The organism is Paenibacillus sp. 2KB_22, assembly GCF_052115745.1.
Taxonomy (GTDB): Bacteria; Bacillota; Bacilli; order Paenibacillales; family Paenibacillaceae; genus Paenibacillus.
In genome coordinates, this window is record NZ_JBFRHG010000002.1 from 1,732,030 (window position 1) to 1,751,593 (window position 19,564).

A 19,564-nucleotide genomic window follows, 5' to 3' on the forward strand; every position below is an offset into this window, starting at 1 on the left:
ACATATTCTGACTGCCACAAGTAAACAAAGGATAAGGCAATTGTGTTTTTTGCTTGTCCTTTACTGGCTTCAGCATACTGCATCATTGGATTTCAGACGTTCTCAGGTACAAAATACAAACGAACAGAACCATTTCGATTTATATTTTGACGATGATAAACTGCTCAATGGATTATGCAGTATGCCCGCTAACCAATGAAACCGCCAGTTTCAGCGCTTCATCCAGCTTGGTAGCATCCTTGCCTCCGGCTTGCGCCATATCTGGACGTCCACCGCCACCGCCGCCGCATACTGCTGCGACTTCTTTGACGATTTTACCTGCGTGCAGTCCTTGTTTTACTTGTTCAGCAGGTACAGCTACAACAAAATTCACTTTGCCGTCCGCTGGAGCACCCAATACGAGTACCGCATTAGGCAATTTCACTTTCAACTCATCTGCCACTGTACGCAGTGCATCCATGTTCGGAGCATCTACGCGTGCTGCCAGCAATTGCGTATTTCCTGCTTGTACCACTTGATCGGTCAATTGACCAGCTTCCATGGCACTCAGCTTGCTTTGCAGGGATTCAGTCTCTCTTGCTGCTTCTTTCAGTTGCAGGTTCAGACCTTCAATCCGTTTAGGTACATCAGCCACATTTGCTTTGAGCAGTGCTGCTGATTGCTTGAGCAGTTCCAACTGGCTTTCCACATACAGATATGCGCCACGGCCAGTTACAGCTTCGATCCGACGAACGCCGGAGCCGATTCCGCTCTCGCTCACCAGTTTGAAGATTCCAATCTCTGAAGTATTATTTACGTGACAGCCGCCACAAAGTTCCAAACTGTAGTCTCCGACTTGAACAACACGTACAATATCTCCATATTTTTCGCCAAACAGGGCCATCGCACCCATTTCTTTGGCTTCATCAATAGCTTTCAGCTCGATGTTCACGTTCAGACGATTCCAGATCTGCTCGTTCACCTGACGCTCAATCTCTGTCAACTCTTCCGGCGTGATGCTGCCGAAGTGAGAGAAGTCAAACCGTAGACGCTGTGGTTCTACGAGCGATCCTGCCTGGTTTACGTGTGTGCCAAGCACATCTTTGAGTGCCTTGTGCAGCAAGTGTGTTGCCGTATGGTTTTTGATAATGTCGCCACGTTTGGCTGCATCCACTTCAGCGTTAATCACATCGCCTACACGCAGTTCACCGGACTCTACAGTCACCAGATGTACGTGTTGTCCGAGTGGAGCTTTGAACAAACCTTGTACTTTTGCTGTTACACTAGCACCACGCAGCAAGCCCTGATCACTCACTTGGCCGCCACTTTCCGCGTAGAACGGAGTCTTGTCCAGAACAACCTGACACGTTTGTCCTTCGCCTACGGTTTCAACAAGGGCGTCACCAGTTACGATGGCTACCACTTTTGCTTCCGTCAACAGGTCAGTATAACCAACAAACTCGCTTTTAACCTCGAGCTCAGCAAGTGGTCCACCTTGAACTTTCATGCTCTCGCTCTCTTGACGCCCAGCACGTCCAAGCTCACGTTGCTTCTGCATGGAAGCATCAAACCCTTCACGATCCACAGTCAGACCATGCTCTGCAGCATAATCCTCTGTCAGGTCAAACGGGAAACCGTACGTATCATACAGTTTGAAAGCTTCAGGTCCGCTAATAACCGTGCGTCCTTCGGATTGGGCTGTGCCGCTGATATCAGCCAGAATAGCCAAACCATCTGTGAGTGTCTCGTGGAAACGCTCTTCTTCGGTTTTAATCACTTTGGCGATAAACTCTTGTTTGTCTACGACCTCAGGGTAGTACATGCCCATCACTTCACCAACGGTTGTAGTCAGTTCATACAGGAATGGACGGTCAAGTCCAAGGACTTTTCCATAACGAACTGCACGACGGAGCAAACGGCGGATAACATATCCACGTCCTTCATTACTTGGCAGAACGCCATCACCTACTGCAAAGGCAACGGTACGGATATGATCGGCAATGACTTTCAGTGCAACATCGATTTCGACACTGTCGTTATATTTCACACCGGCAAGAGCGGCTGTTCTTTGAATCATCGGTTGGAACAGGTCTGTGTCGAAGTTGGAATCCACATTTTGCAGAATGGAAGCAAAACGCTCCAAACCTGCACCTGTATCAATGTTTTTGTTAGGAAGAGGTGTATAACTGCCGTCCTTGTTATGGTTGAACTGGGAGAATACCAGATTCCATACTTCCAGATAACGTTCGTTTTCCCCACCTGGATACATCTCAGGATCACTCATGTCGTTACCGTAAGCTTCGCCGCGGTCATAGAAGATCTCGGTACAAGGTCCACATGGGCCTTCGCCGATATCCCAGAAGTTTTCATCCAATTTAATGATACGCTCAGCAGGCAGTCCCACTTTTTCGTTCCACAGTTTGAATGCTTCCTCATCTTCCGGATATACCGTTACGGACAGGCGCTCCGGATCAAAACCGATCCACTCTTTGCTGGTCAGGAACTCCCACGCCCATGTTACGGTCTCTTCCTTGAAGTAATCTCCAATAGAGAAGTTGCCGAGCATTTCGAAGAATGTATGGTGACGACGCGTTTTGCCGACATTCTCGATATCATTGGTACGGATACACTTCTGGGAGTTCGCAAGACGCGGGTTCTCCGGCTTCTCACGTCCGTCAAAATAAGGCTTGAGCGGCGCCATACCTGCATTGATCCATAGAAGGGAAGGATCGTTGTGAGGCACGAGCGATGCGCTCGGCTCGATTTTGTGACCTTTACTTGCAAAAAACTCTATCCATTTGGACCGGATTTCACTGGCTTTCATACTGGATGCCCCCATTAAATTATAATAGTCCGTTGCGTATTCGCTCCGGTTGGTCAACATTGTTTTGGTAAAAATAAACACAAAAAACGCCCCTGAATAATCAGGGACGATGTTATCGCGGTACCACCCTGGTTATTGCTGTTCATCCCTTGCTGCGCGGACAAACAAACAATCTCCTCGTTCATGCGAAATAACGGTCGCTCCCGGCAGGGTTGTCCTGCACTCCGAAATTAGCTTTCCGCCGTTTCAACTTTCAAGACTCTTCCAGCCATCAGTTCAGGCTCACCCTGATCCGAAGAAGTCTATTCTCTGAGGAAAGGAACCCTCGGCGTACTTTATTTCATCATCGATTTCATGTTCTAAACATACACACTCATTATATCGGTAGCATAAGCGGGTGTCAACGCGGGCTAGCTGATGTTTTCCCCCTCCTAATTAGTCGATCCTTCGTTTGATGTAATAGGCGAAAAAGTGTTGCACAATTACCTTCAGTACGGCAAAAACGGGTACTGCTAGAATTAAACCTACAATGCCTGCCAGTTCGCCTCCGACGAGCAGGGCAAATATTATTGACAGTGGGTGCAGATGCAACGTACGTCCCACCACCTGAGGAGAAATAACGTTACTCTCCAGCACTTGGCACAATGTGTTCACAATGACAACAAGCAGCACCATTTTAAAAGATACGGTTGATGCCATAACCACAGCAGGAGCAGCACCAAGGAACGGCCCCAAGTAAGGCACAATATTAAACACAGCTACAATACTTGCAAGCAGCAGGGCATACGGCATATCAATGACGATATAACCAATATAGGCAAAGATGCCAACAATGACACAGACAATAAACTGGCCCCGAATGTAGTTCCCCAGTGCAGTATCAATCTCTTTCATCACGGAGACAATCGCTTTACGGCGTGAACGCGGAAGATATGCCACAATGGTGCGCTCAAACACCTCAAAGTCTTTTAACATATAAAATATCAGAAATGGCACGATGAACACATTGAATAACACATTAATGGTCGCCCCGATATTGTCCATTAGTACGGTAATGCCCTGAGTTAGTCGATCCTCCATCTGAAAGAACCAACTGTTCATGCCTGTTCGCACACTTGGCGGCATTAATTTGTGATCCATATTGTTCATCAGGCTCTGGGCACGCATGGACAGCTCCGGCATATGTTCATTGAGTTCCTCCAGCTGCTCAATCAATACCGGAATCACATTCATCAGAATGACACCGATGCAGGTCAGGAAAAAGGCATATATGAGCAGTACCGCAATCGTGCGCGGCACCTTGCGCCCTCCTAGCATGCTGACAATCGGATTAAGTACATAGGATATGATAAGGGCTACGATAAAGGGTGCCAGCACTGTTTTCAGGAAAGCATATATATGAAGCAGTAAAGGCCGCAGCAACCAGATAAAATATAGAATAATCAATCCGAGCAGCAGCCAGATCGCGTAACGGAACAGCTTGTTTTTGGTTAATTGCTCCACTTGTATCTCTCCTTTTGGACTGGCTCTGAGAGTCAGTATATGTAGGAAAGGTAATATTTATTAACACAGCGCAGAAGTGGAAGGAGCAATCCGAACATTTTTTCTTAAACCAAAAAACGCCTCCTTCATCAGAGAAGGAAGCGCATTTTGCAGTACAGAGTAGCATATAATCATTCATGTGCTACCCGAACCATTATGTAACCACATCTATATACATCTGCCAACATATAACGACAGCATCCCATGACATGCATTGTCATGAAACCGCATATAGAGGAAGTTATTCTGCTTATTAAGAAGAAGCGTGAAGATGAGGGAAGTCTTGTGGCAGCTCGTCCCCGAAAAACAGATCATCCAGGGAGCTCAGCGTACCGTCTTCTTCCACCTGATATACAGACATTTTCTCACCGTTCACCGTTAATTCGATAAAGCATCCCCAGCAATAAAACTGGTGGGAACCAATTTTCCCGATATCTTTGGAACTACAGTTTGGACATTTCATAATTCATTCACCTATCCATTAACAGAATGAATGGCATTTTCCAAGCGTTGTTCACTCAGAGACGGCACCATGATGGCACTTTCCCCGATGGACATATCGCTTGTACATGGCAGCCATTTGCGGCCCTCGATCAGATCGGACACAAAACCGTCCGTAATTTCAATCCCTATTATTGTATTTCCCAACTCTTGGTCAAAATAAACATCGGAGACACGCCCAAGCAGCAAACCTTCTTCGGTGAGCACGGACATCTCCTTCAATTTAGACCGACCGAGGAGGTACGTGTATTTTATGTCGTCGGCTCCCGTCTTGCGGACAGCCTGTTGATTACGGATCATGACGGCATCTTCGCCGTAGGCAACGATATCTTGCCACTGCACGATTTTGACATGATTGGTAAACAGACCTTTGTTCTCAAGCTCAATGCCTTCGATCTCCCAATCATCATTCACAATGAAATCCTGGATTTTACCGACCTGCTTCCCGTCCTCAACATCAAAAACGGCAAGTCCGATCATTTCCTGAAGCTTCATCGCTGGGTCCCCCTCATCTTCTTATCATTAAATAGGCGCGGCGCTATTGCTAGGTATGCCCAAAGTTGATGAGTGGCAATCAGACGCCGATCATCAAAACCGCTTCTATCCAACCGATGAAATGGAACTTCTTCCCTCCTTTTGTTCCATGTGTAAAGTTCCCCTTAGGGTCTATTACGCAGTCGTCCAAGAATGGTTCCAATTTTTTCGGCGGTTATCATGATTTCTTCCGTAGTATTACCCAATCCCCAGCTAAATCGAATCGCAGAGTGTAAAAATGTTTCAGGCAGTTTCATCGCTTTGAGCACATGAGAGACTTCAAGTGAACCGGAAGTGCAGGCCGAACCGCTTGCAACAGCAATCCCTTCCATATCCAGATTCATTAACATTGTCTCTGTGGACACTTCCGGAAAGCTGATATTCAGGATGTTCGGCAGCGTATGCTCCGCGTGTCCATTCACATGAAAGTGCTCCGTCCCCACATGGATTTCAAGCTGTTCCAACAAAAGGTTGCGCAATTCCAAATCATGCTGACGATGCGTCTCCTTTTGTGCTGATGCAATCTTGAGAGCCTCGGCAAATCCGGTAATACCTGCGATATTTTCCGTACCAGCTCGCCGCTGACGCTCTTGCAACCCACCGTGAGCTCTTGCTTCCAGCACAATTCCTCTCCGTACATAGAGTACACCCACACCCTGAGGTCCATTAATTTTATGCGCTGAAAAGCTGATCAGGTCCACAGGCAATTCCTTACAATAAATATCCTGGCTGCCCAGAGCCTGAACTGCATCGGTATGGAACAGAATATTATGCTTACGTGCAAGCTCACCGACCTCACGTATCGGCTGAATAGTGCCCACTTCATTGTTGGCATACATCATGGTAATCAGCACCGTATCCGGCCGAATGGCCTCTTGCAACTCGTCCAGATTTATTCGTCCTTGATGATCCACAGATAGATAGGTTACTTCATAACCTTGCCGCTCCAATTCTTGACACGTATGCAAAACAGCATGGTGCTCAATGGCGGTCGTAATGATATGTTTCCCCTTATCCTGCCTTGTTGAGACTGCTCCGAAAATGGCCAGATTGTCGCTCTCCGTACCGCCACCGGTAAATACCAATTCGTCCGGGAAACAGCCCAAAGACGCCGCAATGACATCCCTTGCTCCGCTGACAGTCCGTTTGGCTTCACGCCCAAAGGCATGAATACTTGATGCATTGCCATATTGTCCTGTCATGACGTTCATCATCGCTTCTGCGACTTGTGGATGCATAGGTGTCGATGCGGCGTGATCCAAATAAATTCGTTTCATTTATCTCCACCCCGTTATATGTTAAATTATCTTATTTTGCTGTTACGATATCTGTTTCACAGCCTCATAATGCTAACCAACCTCAAGCCTTTGTATGAACATATGTTAAGGCATGGATAAAGCCCCCAAATGGGGGCTCAAGTAAGTTAGCATGTCATGCTAGCGCAGTCATTGTTAAATATAGAACATGTAGCTATCTTTTTTCTCTTGATCCTGGAATGTAATCAGGTCTTTCAGTGTTGTGGAATCCAACACTTCGGCAATGCCGTCACGGATACGCAACCATAGGTCACGCTTCGCCGGATCATCTTCCTCTGTGAAGTCTACTGGAGAGATTGGCCCTTCCAGTACACGGATGACATCGCCTGCAGTTACGGTTGCAGGATCACCTGCAAGGATATAACCGCCGTAAGCACCTCTAATGCTCTTCACCAGTCCTGCATTACGTAGTGGAGCAATCAGTTGCTCCAGGTAATGCTCCGAAAGCTGGTTGCGCTCGGCAATGCTTTTAAGTGATGTAGGGCCTTCGCCTGTTCTGGCAGCAAGCTCCATCATGATTGTGAGGCCGTAACGGCCTTTTGTCGATATTTTCAAAGGAGTCACCTCTTTCAATTTTCAGTAACGATTGGAAACTTTATATTTTATCCTGCAGTCCATGACCGTTTGTTTCACGATCTGTCCACAGCAGAGATTCATAGAACTCATTTTTAACTTTCTAATTCTCCGTATTCCGATCATAACCCTCAGCTAATGTTAACATATCTGCATGCTTTATGGAAAAGAAAGATTGACGATATTCCAAAATGTGCGTCTGTGGTGGACACTATCCAAAATTGGCCGGGTGTATCGTATCTTGAGTCCGGTTATGCTAGAATAAGAAACGAAACACATTTATATATAGAAATGGTGATAACGATGTCCAAAACAATTGAAAATACACGGGTCGTCGTTGGCATGTCCGGAGGTGTCGATTCTTCCGTTACCGCGTTGCTGCTGAAAGAGCAAGGTTACGATGTCATCGGCATTTTCATGAAAAACTGGGATGACACCGACGAGTTCGGCCACTGTACCGCTGAAGAAGATTCAGAGGATGTACGCCGCGTATGTGAACAGATCGGCATTCCTTACTACACTGTCAACTTCGAGAAAGAATATTTTGATAAAGTATTTACCTATTTCCTTGATGAATATAAGTCGGGTCGCACGCCAAATCCGGATGTCATGTGTAATCGTGAGATCAAATTTGGTGAATTCCTGAACAAAGCTCTGGATCTCGGCGCAGATTATGTAGCTACAGGACACTATGCTCGTCTGATTGAAGAAGATGGCACATTCAAGCTGCTGCGTGGTGTGGACAACAATAAGGATCAGACGTATTTCCTTAACGCACTCAATCAGAACCAGTTGTCCAAAGCCATGTTCCCGATTGGTCATCTGCCCAAACCGGAAGTACGCAAAATCGCAGAAGCGGCTGGCTTGTATACTGCCAAGAAAAAAGACAGTACAGGTGTCTGCTTCATCGGTGAGCGTAATTTCAAAGAGTTCCTGAGTAACTATCTGCCTGCCAAAGGTGGAGACATGGTTGATATCGCGACCGGTGAAGTCAAAGGCCGCCATGACGGTCTGATGTACTACACACTTGGACAGCGCCAAGGTCTTGGCATTGGTGGTTCCGGCAATGGTGAACCCTGGTTCGTGGCTGACAAGGATCTGGAGAAAAATCAACTGCTTGTTGTTCAGGGCGATGCCCATGCAAGCCTCTACTCTACTGGTCTAACCGCAACGGGTGTAAACTGGATTGCTGGTACAGAGCACATGCCGAATGTGCCATACCGTTGTACTGCCAAATTCCGCTATCGTCAGCCGGATCAAGGTGTTACACTGACCTGGCAGGAAGATGGAAGTGTGGATGTACAATTTGATCAGCAGCAAAAAGCCATTACGCCAGGACAAGCCGTTGTTTTCTACGACGGAGAAATCTGTCTGGGTGGGGGTACGATCGATCAGGTGCAAAAGGTACCTGTACCCGCAATGCAATAATAGAGCTTGTCCATTAAAATGCGGATTATACACAATACCGTGTATCCCTATTAAAAAAGCCGTCTTTCATGTATACCATGAAGGATGGCTTTTTTCCTGCTTTCTTTGCAAAAAAAATAAAAATAGTTCGTTATGCAGTCAACCAGACTCCTACCAAGGAGGCTAACACCCCAACTACAACCGAACTGACGACGTAGAGCGCCGCGCTTGCGTATCGTTGTCGACCCATAAGTCCTAACGTTTCATAACCAAAAGTGGAGAATGTGGTGTACGCACCACAGAAACCGGTTCCCCAGATCACCCAAATTACATCTGAGATCATTCCAGATAGATGCCCCCCGTATAACAACCCAAGCAATAGTGAACCACTGATGTTAATGATCCATGTCCCCCATGGAAAAGCCGTTCCCAGCAAGCCCGAGACCCATTTGCCCAGACTGAAACGCAGTACCGCACCCAGTACACCCGCCAAACCAATCCATAAGATCATGAGGCATCACCCTCTTGTCTTGGCGCTCCCAACATACGCTGTCCGATGCTCATTCCCAACGCACAAAGTATTAATCCTGCCAACAGACTTACGATCATATAAAGGGCGGCATTGACCCACTCGCCCCCTTCGGATAAACGAACAATATCCAGTGTAAACGTGGAGAATGTTGTAAATGCGCCAGTAAAACCAGTGCCAATGGCCAGTCGAAGTTGTGGTGTTATTTTGCCTGGAACAGCTATGGTAAAGAACCACCCTAAAAAAAGACTGCCGATTGCATTAATTAGCAGCACCGCCCAAGGGAACCCCCCATGGACAGTTGGTATCGCTAACTGTATGGCATATCGGGTTAATGTTCCGAGGAATCCACCCGCCCCTATATACAAAAGCTCTTTCATGTTGTGTGCATCTCCCGAATGATCTGTCTGTTCTTAAAATTCCCTGCGCCGCTGCTGGTTCAGCCTGATCTTCGATTCGTTGCCTTGCTCCGTTGCCTCATAGAATACTCTACGTGAAAGCTGTTTTGGTAAATATTCCTGCTTCACATAATGCCCCGGGTAATTGTGCGGATATTGGTAGCCCTCATGTCCAAGTTTCACGGCACCCGAATAATGCGTATCTCGCAAGTGAAGCGGAACTTCTGCCGATTTCACTTCATCAATAGCGTTCATGGCTTTGGAAATGGCGGTGTATACCGCATTGGATTTTGGACTTTCGACCGCGAACAGAATCGCTTGTGCGATGTTCAGCTTGGCTTCAGGCCAACCGTTATTCCGGTATGCATCAAGTGCTCCAATGGCCTGGGTCATGGCTTGCGGGTTCGCAAGTCCAATGTCTTCACTGCTTGCTGCAATCAAACGCCGAATGAAGGTCATTGGGTCCATACCGAGCTTCTCCACCGCGTATAGAAACCAGAACAGCGCCGCATCACTAGAACCCCGGATACTCTTGTGAAAAGCAGACAGCACATCATACTGGGTAGATTCATCGGCCTTCACAATAGGCCGCCGAATAGACTCTTCAGCTACACCAAGCGTAATATGAATGGATCCATCCTTCTCCGGTGGCGTCGTCAATGCAGCCAGTTCAAGTGCGTTAAGCGCACGCCGAATATCCCCATTGGCCATCGTGGCAATATGTTCAAGCGCCTCATCGTCTGCCTGCAGTTCCATGAACCCCAGACCTTTGTCCGCATCGCTCAATGCTCTGCGCATCGCAATAAGGGAATGATCCTTGTTCAGCGATTCCAGCTGGAACAGAGTTGAACGGCTCATTAGGGCCCCATTGACATAATGAAAGGGATTCTCTGTTGTCGCGCCGATAAAAATAATCGTGCCCTTCTCTACCGCTGGCAAAAGCGCATCCTGACGTGAACTGTTAAACCGGTGTACCTCATCGAGGAACAGAATGGTTTTGGTTCCATACAGTTGTTTGTTCGTTTGCGCCTGTTCGATGACTTCACGCACATCCTTGACGGAAGCTTCCACTGCATTCAGACGAACGAACTGTCCCTGCGTTTGCTGAGAAATAATATGTGCCAGGGTGGTCTTGCCGCATCCCGGAGGGCCGTATAACAAGATGGACGAAATTTGATCCGCCTCAATGGCACGCCGGAGCAATTTCCCGGGTCCAATAATATGTTCCTGTCCAATATATTCATCCAGATGCTCTGGCCGCATGCGGTCCGCAAGCAATCTGGCTTGTGGTTTTGAGTCCTGCTGAAACGAAAATAAATCCATTGCTCATCACTTCCTTAACGGATTGCCTTGCCTTGATTACAATTACACTTCTGATGGTTCTCCACTCTCTATCATATCATACTCTCGCGGTAACATAGCCATAAATGCATGAAGTGCACTGCTGACAAAGGCATCCTTGCGAGTAATAAAATGAGTCATCATGCGATTCATACCTACGGGAAGTGTATGCGTGAGCAGTAATCCATTTTTGATCTGATTTCTAATCACAATCTCAGGTAATAAGGAAATTCCCATGCCGGACGTAACCCCACTGATAATCGCTTCAAGGGTTCCGAATTCCATTATTACTGGGCGGGTAACACCACCCACCTCTAACCATTCCTCCAAAATCTGACGATAGGAACACCCCATGCTGTAGACAAGAATGGGTTTACTCTTAAGATCTTCATCCGTAGGACCCATACCAGAATAGACAACAAATAGTTCCTCATCAAATACGGGAATAGAAACGATATCAGGATGCTCACAGGGACAGCCTATAAATGCTCCCTCCAATTCATACCCAATAACCTGATCCATAAGCATCTGCGAATTGCCAGTAACCAGTGACAAGGAGACATCTGGATACTGTTTATAATATCTGACGAAAAGTTCAGGTAGTCGCACGGCCGCTGCGGTTTGCGTAGACCCTATTCGCATTGGACCCGATGGTGTGCTCGTCGCCCGAAGCGCATTGGAAGCATCATTCAGCAAACCAATAATTTTATCCGCATAAGTCAACAGCATCTCTCCGGCTGGAGATAACGTCATGCCTCGGTTATGACGAATGAACAACGTTGTACCTACTTCTACTTCCAGATGCCGGATTCGTGCGGTTACGTTGGATTGCACATACCCCAGTTTAGAAGCAGCTTTGGTCAGATTCCCTTCCTGTGCAACACACTGAAATATTCTAAGATCCCCGCTCTCCATGGTCCCCCCACTCTGACATCATTCAAAATGATATCCGCTTCATTACCAATCATTATACTTCATGTGTAAACCGGACTACAATTCATGTAGATCCCTAACCAGTCCTCTGACTGGATGATGATAAGGAGTGTTCAGCATGACATACTGGAAAAATAGAGTTGCTTTGATCACAGGTGGTGGAACAGGTATAGGCCGTGCTGTAAGTGAGATGCTCGCTGAACGCGGAGCCTTGGTCGCTGTCAACTATTCTCGCTCACAAGATGCAGCAAGCGAGACTGTTCAACACATTTTGGATACGGGAGGCCATGCATTCGCCGTTCAAGCTAATGTTGCCAATGATCTTGATGTCCGGCGGATGGTCACTACAGTAACTGAAACCTATGGCCCGATCACTGTACTTGTAAATAACGCTGGAATCACGCATCACATCCCCATGCACGATCTGGAGTCTGTTACAGATGACGTCTGGAATGAGCTGGTTGATGTGAATGTGAAAGGCATGTTTCATTGCGCTCGTGCGGTGACGGAAGGTATGAGACAGGCTGGCGGGGGTTCCATCGTAAATCTGGGCAGCATTGCAGGCAGTACGGGTTCTGGCTCATCCCTCCCTTACGCCGTCTCCAAAGCGGCAGTTCACGGTCTAACTTTATCACTTGCGCACGCACTCTCACCACATATTCGGGTGAATGCTATCGTCCCTGGCGCAGTTGCTACAAGGTGGTGGGCTGGAAATGAGGAGCGAATGCATCGTCTCGGTGGAGAAGTGTTATTGCAGCATATTGCCTCACCTGAGGATATCGCACACATGATCTGTGCTGCGCTTGAACAGCAATCCATGACCGGGCAGCTCATTACTGTAGATAGCGGACAGACGTTATGAACTCCAGCCATGACGCAGGTACCCGTACCATCCAACCCTTGAAGTATACAATTTTGATCATTTTGACAACGCTAATCATGGGTACTTCTTTTCCAGTCGGCAAGATCGGTATGTTATATGCTCCACCTTTCCTGCTCATGGGTCTACGTTATGTACTGGCAGGCAGCTTGATGGCCTGGTATCTACGCAAACGTCCATTACCTACCCAGTGGCAGTCATGGTTGAAAATAATCCTCATTGGCCTGTTCCAATCCGCAGGAGTAATGGGCTGCGCCTATTACAGCATGAACTGGATTACATCTGGCGAATCGGCCATTATTACATTTACCAATCCGTTGCTGGTCATTATCCTCAGTGCACTCTTATATAGCGTGACCTACCGCTTCAGTCAGTGGATCGGTGTTATGCTCGGTTTCATGGGGATTATGTTAACCTTTGGATGGCAGATGAGTTTTAGCCCTGGAACCTGGATTGGTTTCGCTGGTGCGATCTCCTTTGCCGTGTCTACATTGCTCATCAAACGCTGGGGCGATGAATACGATACTTTTGTCTTAACAGCCTATCAGATGCTCGCGGGAGGTGCTGCACTTCTTCTACTGAGCGTATGGACTGAACATACTCACTTTATAGTGAATACCACCTCAGTTATCGTGCTGCTCTGGTTAACGCTTGTTTGCTCCATCATCCAGTTCTCGCTCTGGTTTTATTTGCTGCAACATAGTGATCCGGCACAAACCAGTTCCTATCTGTTTCTAGCACCATTCTTTGGTGTATTGTCGAGTTGGATTTTACTGGGAGAACATGTTCAGTGGTTTGCATTGGCAGGCGGTTTACTCATTGGTGTTGGCATATTCCTGGTGAACCGTCGCTCGTCCAGAATGAGAAATAGAGTAACATAACCCTGAACTTCCACCGTCGTTCTTTTTCGGAAGCTTAAGCATTCTTGCACAAAAGCAGAAAAAGGCATGCGCTTATGGGACAATATCCCATGAACATCATGCCTTTTCTTGTATAGCAAACTTTATTCACCCAAGCTCTGGCCAACCCTGAATGGTTACGGACTCGCCGTCGGGATTATGTGTTGCAGCCGCGTATTCTGGCAAATCACCATCATGGAAGAGCCACAATTCGTGCAAGGCCCGTGTACAACCCACGTACAACAGCTTTGCATCACCGGCATTCGGCAGATAATGCTTCTGATCTACGTCTGCCACGATAACGGCATCAAACTCCAACCCTTTGGACAGATAAACTGGTAAAACGGAGTGTCCCCCCGTGTACTGCTTTTTGCCACCGTCGATCAGGTTCAGATCCCAGCCTGCGGCCTGTAATTCACGATGAAGTTCCTCTGCTTCATGCAGTGTACGAGTCAAGATGGAGACCGTTCGGTAGTCTTTGACAGTTAGCACCTTCAAAGCCTGATCCAGACTTGCCGTCCGCCCTTCGCCTCCATAAGCCAATGTCCGAACCGGATCACCACTACGGAAAACAGGAATCGCCGTAATTCCGCTCTTGACACCACGTTCCAGAATCGTATTGGCATAGTCGATAATTTCCATCGTTGAACGATAACTTCGGGTCAATGCAAAGTATGCATTCTGTTCCTCAGGAAACAGAGAACTCATCTCATCCCACGCATGAACACCACGGTACTCATGAATCCCTTGGGACAAGTCACCCAGTATGGTGAAGGAGTGCCCTTTGACGAACTGATCCAATAACGCCACATGAAAAGGGGAAAAGTCCTGCGCTTCATCGATCACGACATGATCGAACCGCTCCGAACCCTCAATATCATGAACCAATGTATGAATGTATACCAATGCAGGCAGATCCTCTTCACGGACGATATCCTGCTTCAGATCTGCTGCCGTTTGTTTCATGACTAATTTTGGAATAAGCCCGCCGAGCGAGGCTGGCACTGAGCCACCCTTTGCCGCTTTGAACAGCTGTTTGTATAAAGTAAGCGGCTCGTATTGAGGCCATTTTTTGGCATAGGCTTTCTCACGAGTAGATCCTTTTTTCTTGCGTTCTTTGCGCACAGCTTCTGGCATCGGTTTCTTAAGTTCCATCTCAATCCAGCGGTGAACCCGCGCCATAACCCGTTCTTTGCGTTTGGCCAGCGGATAATGTTTGTATTCCTCACCGAACCAGTTCTCAATCTCCGTCTTGCTAAGCACCTTACCATCCCATGGACTGAAGTCCATATCCGGTACGGAATCCGCTTCCATCCCCGATAGCCACTCTCGAATAAGCTCCATGAAACGGATCGATCCTTTGTAACGTCCAGGTACATCATCATTCAATTCAGGCCGTGCATCTGGTGTTTCGAACCAGGTGTTGAGCGTATCCGACGTATTCGCCAAAGGCATCTCCAGCCCCAGCAGGTTCATCGCCCAATCCGGGAATGTCCGCTGCTGGATGTCCCCTACTCCGAGTTCCGGGAGCACATCCGAGATGTAATCCAGGAACATGTGGTTGGGTGCAAAAATAACCATCTTCTCCGCAGATACCTGCTCCTTGTACTGATACAGCAAAAAGGCCAGCCGATGCAGGGCAACCGTTGTTTTCCCGGATCCAGCCACACCCTGAATGATCAATGCGGTGTTTCTCGCCGCACGAATGATCAGATCCTGCTCCGCCTGAATCGTCGATACGATGTCACGGAGCTTGTTATCCTTGTTCTCTCCCAGACGATAAACAAGGAATTCATCAGATACCGCTGGCTGGTCGCTGTCACGGTTGTATGTATCCGCCACACGTTCCAATATCCGCTGCCGAATGACAACGTTTCGTTTCAGGTACACCAGACCTTCAATAAGCCCTTCCGGGGCTTCATACGTAGCGGAGGCTTCGCCTCCTGTAAATGAGTAAAACAGGCTGGCGACAGGAGCACGCCAGTCGATGACGAGCGGATGCTCTCCCACCTCTTCGCGGTCTACGCCGATTTTGCCAATATACAGCGGTTTCCGTGCACCACTGCCCTGTTCTTCGAAATCCAAGCGTCCGAAATAGGGTTGCTGCGCGCTCTTGGACAAGGCGGTGCGGCGCTCTTCGCGTCCGGCTTCCAGCACTTGTTCTGTGAAGTCGTGGCCGGTATACACCGGAATATTTTGCAGTCGTTCCAGCTGACTGTCCACTTCCTCCATCGTTCGCTCTAACCTGTACTCTTCTTCTTGATAGGCACTTTGAAAGCTGTCTGACATGTTTCAGTTACCTCCTAAGAATATGTTTTGCTCTGCATCGCCAATCACTGACGACGCAAAAGGATACCCACTATATCATATTGATGTGGAAAAAGCTACAGCAACCTGAATGAACTCATACAAGAAAACCGTTGCTCACGCTCGTACTGAACGAATGAACAACAGTCTTAAGTAAAACTATATTTGAACCTTATCTTTGAAAAACAGTAATTGATCTAGTTCTGATTTCAATTTTGACCTTCCTGTGCCACAAACTGCTTCTGTGCCAATTCACGGTATACCGGATGGGTACTGATCAACTCTGCATGAGTTCCCGTTCCCGTAACATGTCCGTGCTCCAATACAACAATCTGATCGGAGTCCACCACTGTGGACAACCGGTGCGCGATTACAATCGTGGTTCTGCCTTCCATCAGGTTGGACAATGCCTGCTGTACTTCGTATTCTGATGTACTGTCCAAACTAGATGTTGCTTCATCCAACATGAGAATATCCGGACTGCGTAGTAAGGCACGGGCAATAGCAATCCGCTGACGTTGTCCCCCGGATAACTTGATTCCTCTCTCGCCCACTTCCGTCTCATATCCCTGTGGCAACTTGTCGATAAAGTCGGCAGAATAAGCCATCTCAGCAGCTCGACGGATCTCATCCATCGTGACCTCACGGTCCAATCCGTACGTGATATTGTCTTTGATCGTACCCGCCATAAGTGGACTTTCCTGAGACACATACCCGATCTTGCTGCGCCAAGAAGACAAAGAATATTCCGTTATCGCTTGTCCCCCATACGAAATATGGCCTGAATCGGGCATATAGAATTGCTCCATCAAAGAGAACAGTGTTGACTTACCGCTACCGCTTGGACCAACAATCGCCGTCACTTTACGTGTAGGTACCGTCAGATTGATTCCGTGCAACACTTCCTCACCTGTGACATAGGAAAAGTGTACATCATGGAATGCAATTGTCTCATTCCCTTTTGGAGCTACCTTGGTGCTGCGATGCGGCTCTTCCTCATCAGCAAGAATAGCTTGTATACGCTCTGTTGCACCTACAACTTTTTGCAAACGGGAGTATAGTGTTGTGAATTGCCCCATTGGCATAATGACCTGGAACAACAGTAATATGAACGCGACCAGTTCACCAGGTGACAGCATGCCAGACGCTACGCGCATTCCCCCCACACCCAGAATAACGACCAACACGGCAGTCATGACAAATGTAAACAAGGGACCGATCAGTGCAAGGATGCGTGCTTCCTGCAAGCCAAAAGCAAACATTTTACGAATCCGGGAATCCCCTGCTTCCACTTCCTGTTTCTCCGTGCCGTAGGCTTTTACCAATCGGATCTCACCGATGACTTGGCTAAGTACGGACGTAAGACCTGCCATCTCATCCTGCTGTTTTTTCGATATTTTATACATCTTTCTACCCACCGGCAACAGGATCAACAGCGTAAGTGGCACCAGACTCAGAATAATGAGCGACATCACCCAATCCAAATAAAAAAGTAATGCCACACCACCTACAACAGCAACGATGTTCGACACAAAGGAAACCAGATAATCTGCAATCAATGTCATGATCTGGCTTGTATCATTCGTAATCCGGCTCATCGTATCGCCTGTCCGATTGCGATCGAAATATGGCATTCGCAGCGACAATACCTTGTTCCACAGCTTGGTGCGAAGTGTGGCGACCACACGTTGTCCTGCGTAATTTAACATATAAATGCTGATGCCCGAGGCAATCGCCTGAATCACAAATGCACCGAGCAACAATAAAATAACAGATTTGTTCAGTGCCGAAGTGGTTAGTCCATCAATTAGACCTTTGGTCATCAGTGGCACAATCAGTCCAGCCGTCGTCTGAATTAAGGTCAAGATGAGAGCCAGAATCAGGATCAATTTTGGCGGGTTCGTGGAAGCGATCAGCTTGACGAAATCCTTAAATCCCTTTTTTCCTACCTTCGGTTCCTTCTGCTCTGCTTGTTGCTGTTCTTCCATTCCCGTTCCTCCCGTTCTCCATCTGCTCACCAGAGATCATACGTATGAACTTACATGACGTTGCCTTTTGTTATATAACACAACTTTACAAGATGCCATGCAGCACAAAATTGGCTAAAAAGAGGATGGATATGCCATACATGACCACAGGCACCTGTTTACCTTGACCTGCTGCCAGCTTCGCGAGAGGATAGGCAATAAATCCAAACGCCATCCCGTCCACGATGCTATATGTAAATGGAATCATGACCATGATCAGAAATGCCGGGAAGGCCTCTGTGAAGTCACCAAAATCCATATCTTTCACACCTTGCACCATCAGGCCACCAATAATGATCAAAATGGGTGCTATCGCACTGTCTGGAATATAACCAAGCAGCGGGATGAAGAAAAAGGTTGCCCCAAACAACACGGCTGTAACAAGCGGAGTTAACCCTGTGCGTCCACCTGCGGCAATACCAGCTGTCGTCTCGGCGGCGGCAACTGGAGGACTGCTTCCGAATATGCCTGCCAGCACGGTACTAATTGATAGTGCTCGCAGACTTCCCTTGAATCGCTCCGGACGACCAATCATCTGTGTCTGAGCTGTGATTAAACCGATATTTTCGAACACCACAATCAGCAGCAGCAAAAATACCGCAATCCAGAACGCGACATCAGCCAGCTTCATCAAGGACAATTCACCAAACAAACCGCCATATTGACGCAGCGCATCCATCGCTGATACGGATTCCCCCGGGTTCACTGCCCCAAGTACATAGGCAAGGCCTGTCCCGACCAGAATACTAATTAAAAGTCCGCCTTGCACATTACGGATAAATAAAATCAAGGCCAGCACCAGCGTAACGCAGGCTGTAATGACATTCGGATCATTAAAGTGACCAATCGCGACAAACGTCGTCTGATGCGCGATAACGATTCCACTTTTTTGCAAACCAATAAATGTGAGGAACAAACCAATCCCCACCGTAATACCATGCTGCAGATTTTTGGGAATGGCTTCGCTGATCATTTTGTATAGTGACGTAAACGCAACAATGGCAAACAGTATACCTGTAACGGTTACAACAGCCAGCGCTTCTTGCCAGCTTAATTTCATGGAATGTACGAGTGTATACGTGAAAAATGCATTAATCCCCATTCCGGGTACAACGATAATCGGTGATTTTCCGCCAAATGCCATGAGCAAACAGCCTGCAATGGATGTCAGCAGGGTTCCAACCATAGCTGCCTGCAAGGGCATTCCGGCATCGGAAAGTATTGTAGCATTGACCATAACGATATAGACTACGGCAAAATAGGAAATGGCTCCCGCCACAACTTCCTTTTTCCACTGGTCTCCCGGCTCCATGCCAAGACGTCTGGCCATCCATCCGTGTTTCATTTCGTTCTATTCCCCTCTCTATATAAATTCAACTAAAGAATGTTTACACTTGCCACTCCGATGACAGAATAATCTTCCGATCGCTGTTATCCCCAGATTTTTTTGAATTTCCTTCTCCAGTGGGAAAATCCGGTGATAAAGGCGAACGCTTCTCCAGCTTTTTCTGTCCTCTCCGTTCTCGTGTAAAAAGTTAAGTTGAACCTATATGCCGCAAATTCATTATGTATGT

Annotated in this window: 16 protein-coding genes; 3 read left to right on the top strand and 13 right to left on the bottom strand. The window is 47.5% G+C overall.

The annotated features are described in order from the left end of the window. Nucleotides 1–172: 172 nt before the first annotated feature. From alaS to cymR, 6 genes are all read right to left on the bottom strand, one after another. Complete coding sequence (gene alaS, locus AB4111_RS18725) at nt 173–2,803, bottom strand: alanine--tRNA ligase (protein ID WP_442032727.1); 2,631 nt, start codon at nt 2,801–2,803, stop codon at nt 173–175. 435 nt (nt 2,804–3,238) lie between these two features. Then, nucleotides 3,239–4,306 carry an AI-2E family transporter gene (locus tag AB4111_RS18730; RefSeq protein ID WP_253440170.1) on the bottom strand — a complete coding sequence of 356 codons (1,068 nt, stop codon included), beginning with the start codon at nt 4,304–4,306 and terminating at the stop codon, nt 3,239–3,241. A 292-nt stretch (nt 4,307–4,598) separates the two neighbouring features. Continuing rightward, on the bottom strand, nt 4,599–4,808 hold the full coding sequence (locus AB4111_RS18735) for a hypothetical protein (RefSeq protein ID WP_017686815.1): 210 nt from the start codon (nt 4,806–4,808) through the stop codon (nt 4,599–4,601). A gap of 11 nt (nt 4,809–4,819) precedes the next feature. After that, nucleotides 4,820–5,341, bottom strand: a complete 522-nt coding sequence (locus tag AB4111_RS18740) for a PRC-barrel domain-containing protein (protein ID WP_017686814.1) — start codon at nt 5,339–5,341, stop codon at nt 4,820–4,822. Nucleotides 5,342–5,505: 164 nt separating this feature from the next. Further along, nucleotides 5,506–6,657 (bottom strand): cysteine desulfurase family protein, encoded by a 1,152-nt coding sequence (locus AB4111_RS18745; RefSeq protein WP_442032728.1) that lies wholly within the window; start codon nt 6,655–6,657, stop codon nt 5,506–5,508. A 174-nt stretch (nt 6,658–6,831) separates the two neighbouring features. Further along, nucleotides 6,832–7,251, bottom strand: coding sequence for a cysteine metabolism transcriptional regulator CymR (gene cymR / locus AB4111_RS18750; protein WP_062835876.1), 420 nt, complete (start codon nt 7,249–7,251; stop codon nt 6,832–6,834). A 321-nt stretch (nt 7,252–7,572) separates the two neighbouring features. On the opposite strand from cymR, the gene mnmA reads away from it, so the two are divergent. Next, a complete protein-coding gene (gene mnmA / locus AB4111_RS18755) occupies nt 7,573–8,697 on the top strand; it encodes a tRNA 2-thiouridine(34) synthase MnmA (protein WP_148089736.1) in 1,125 nt (374 codons plus the stop codon). Between the two features lie 130 nt (nt 8,698–8,827). On the opposite strand, the gene crcB (AB4111_RS18760) is transcribed toward mnmA, so the two are convergent. Genes crcB (AB4111_RS18760) through AB4111_RS18775 form a run of 4 tightly spaced genes read right to left on the bottom strand, consistent with a single transcriptional unit; the run spans nt 8,828 to nt 11,859 of the window. Continuing rightward, nucleotides 8,828–9,187, bottom strand: a complete 360-nt coding sequence (gene crcB / locus AB4111_RS18760; RefSeq protein ID WP_442032729.1) for a fluoride efflux transporter CrcB — start codon at nt 9,185–9,187, stop codon at nt 8,828–8,830. Beyond that, nucleotides 9,184–9,585: a fluoride efflux transporter CrcB gene (crcB, locus tag AB4111_RS18765; RefSeq protein WP_442032730.1), complete on the bottom strand. Its 402-nt coding sequence runs from the start codon at nt 9,583–9,585 to the stop codon at nt 9,184–9,186. Before crcB (AB4111_RS18765) ends, crcB (AB4111_RS18760) begins: the two co-directional genes overlap by 4 nt. 33 nt (nt 9,586–9,618) lie before the next feature. After that, nucleotides 9,619–10,926 carry a replication-associated recombination protein A gene (locus tag AB4111_RS18770; protein WP_339236977.1) on the bottom strand — a complete coding sequence of 436 codons (1,308 nt, stop codon included), beginning with the start codon at nt 10,924–10,926 and terminating at the stop codon, nt 9,619–9,621. 42 nt (nt 10,927–10,968) lie between these two features. Beyond that, on the bottom strand, nt 10,969–11,859 hold the full coding sequence (locus tag AB4111_RS18775; protein WP_442032731.1) for a LysR family transcriptional regulator: 891 nt from the start codon (nt 11,857–11,859) through the stop codon (nt 10,969–10,971). Nucleotides 11,860–11,995: 136 nt separating this feature from the next. Here AB4111_RS18775 and AB4111_RS18780 point away from each other — a divergent pair, with 136 nt between their 5' ends. Both AB4111_RS18780 and AB4111_RS18785 read left to right on the top strand, forming a co-directional pair. Further along, entirely contained in the window at nt 11,996–12,739 is a 744-nt protein-coding gene (locus tag AB4111_RS18780; protein WP_442032732.1) for an SDR family NAD(P)-dependent oxidoreductase, read from the top strand. Continuing rightward, the gene (locus tag AB4111_RS18785; RefSeq protein ID WP_442032733.1) at nt 12,736–13,638 is read left to right on the top strand and encodes a DMT family transporter; all 903 of its coding nucleotides are present in this window, start codon (nt 12,736–12,738) and stop codon (nt 13,636–13,638) included. The genes AB4111_RS18780 and AB4111_RS18785 overlap by 4 nt, the downstream gene beginning before the upstream one ends. A 126-nt stretch (nt 13,639–13,764) precedes the next feature. Here AB4111_RS18785 and AB4111_RS18790 read toward each other — a convergent pair whose 3' ends face one another. The 3 genes from AB4111_RS18790 to AB4111_RS18800 all read right to left on the bottom strand — a co-directional run bounded on the left by AB4111_RS18790 (nt 13,765) and on the right by AB4111_RS18800 (nt 19,335). Further along, nucleotides 13,765–15,945: a HelD family protein gene (locus AB4111_RS18790; RefSeq protein WP_442032734.1), complete on the bottom strand. Its 2,181-nt coding sequence runs from the start codon at nt 15,943–15,945 to the stop codon at nt 13,765–13,767. 227 nt (nt 15,946–16,172) lie between these two features. After that, nucleotides 16,173–17,951 (bottom strand): ABC transporter ATP-binding protein, encoded by a 1,779-nt coding sequence (locus tag AB4111_RS18795; protein WP_442032735.1) that lies wholly within the window; start codon nt 17,949–17,951, stop codon nt 16,173–16,175. Between the two features lie 85 nt (nt 17,952–18,036). After that, entirely contained in the window at nt 18,037–19,335 is a 1,299-nt protein-coding gene (locus AB4111_RS18800) for an NCS2 family permease (protein ID WP_442032736.1), read from the bottom strand. Nucleotides 19,336–19,564: the final 229 nt, after the last annotated feature.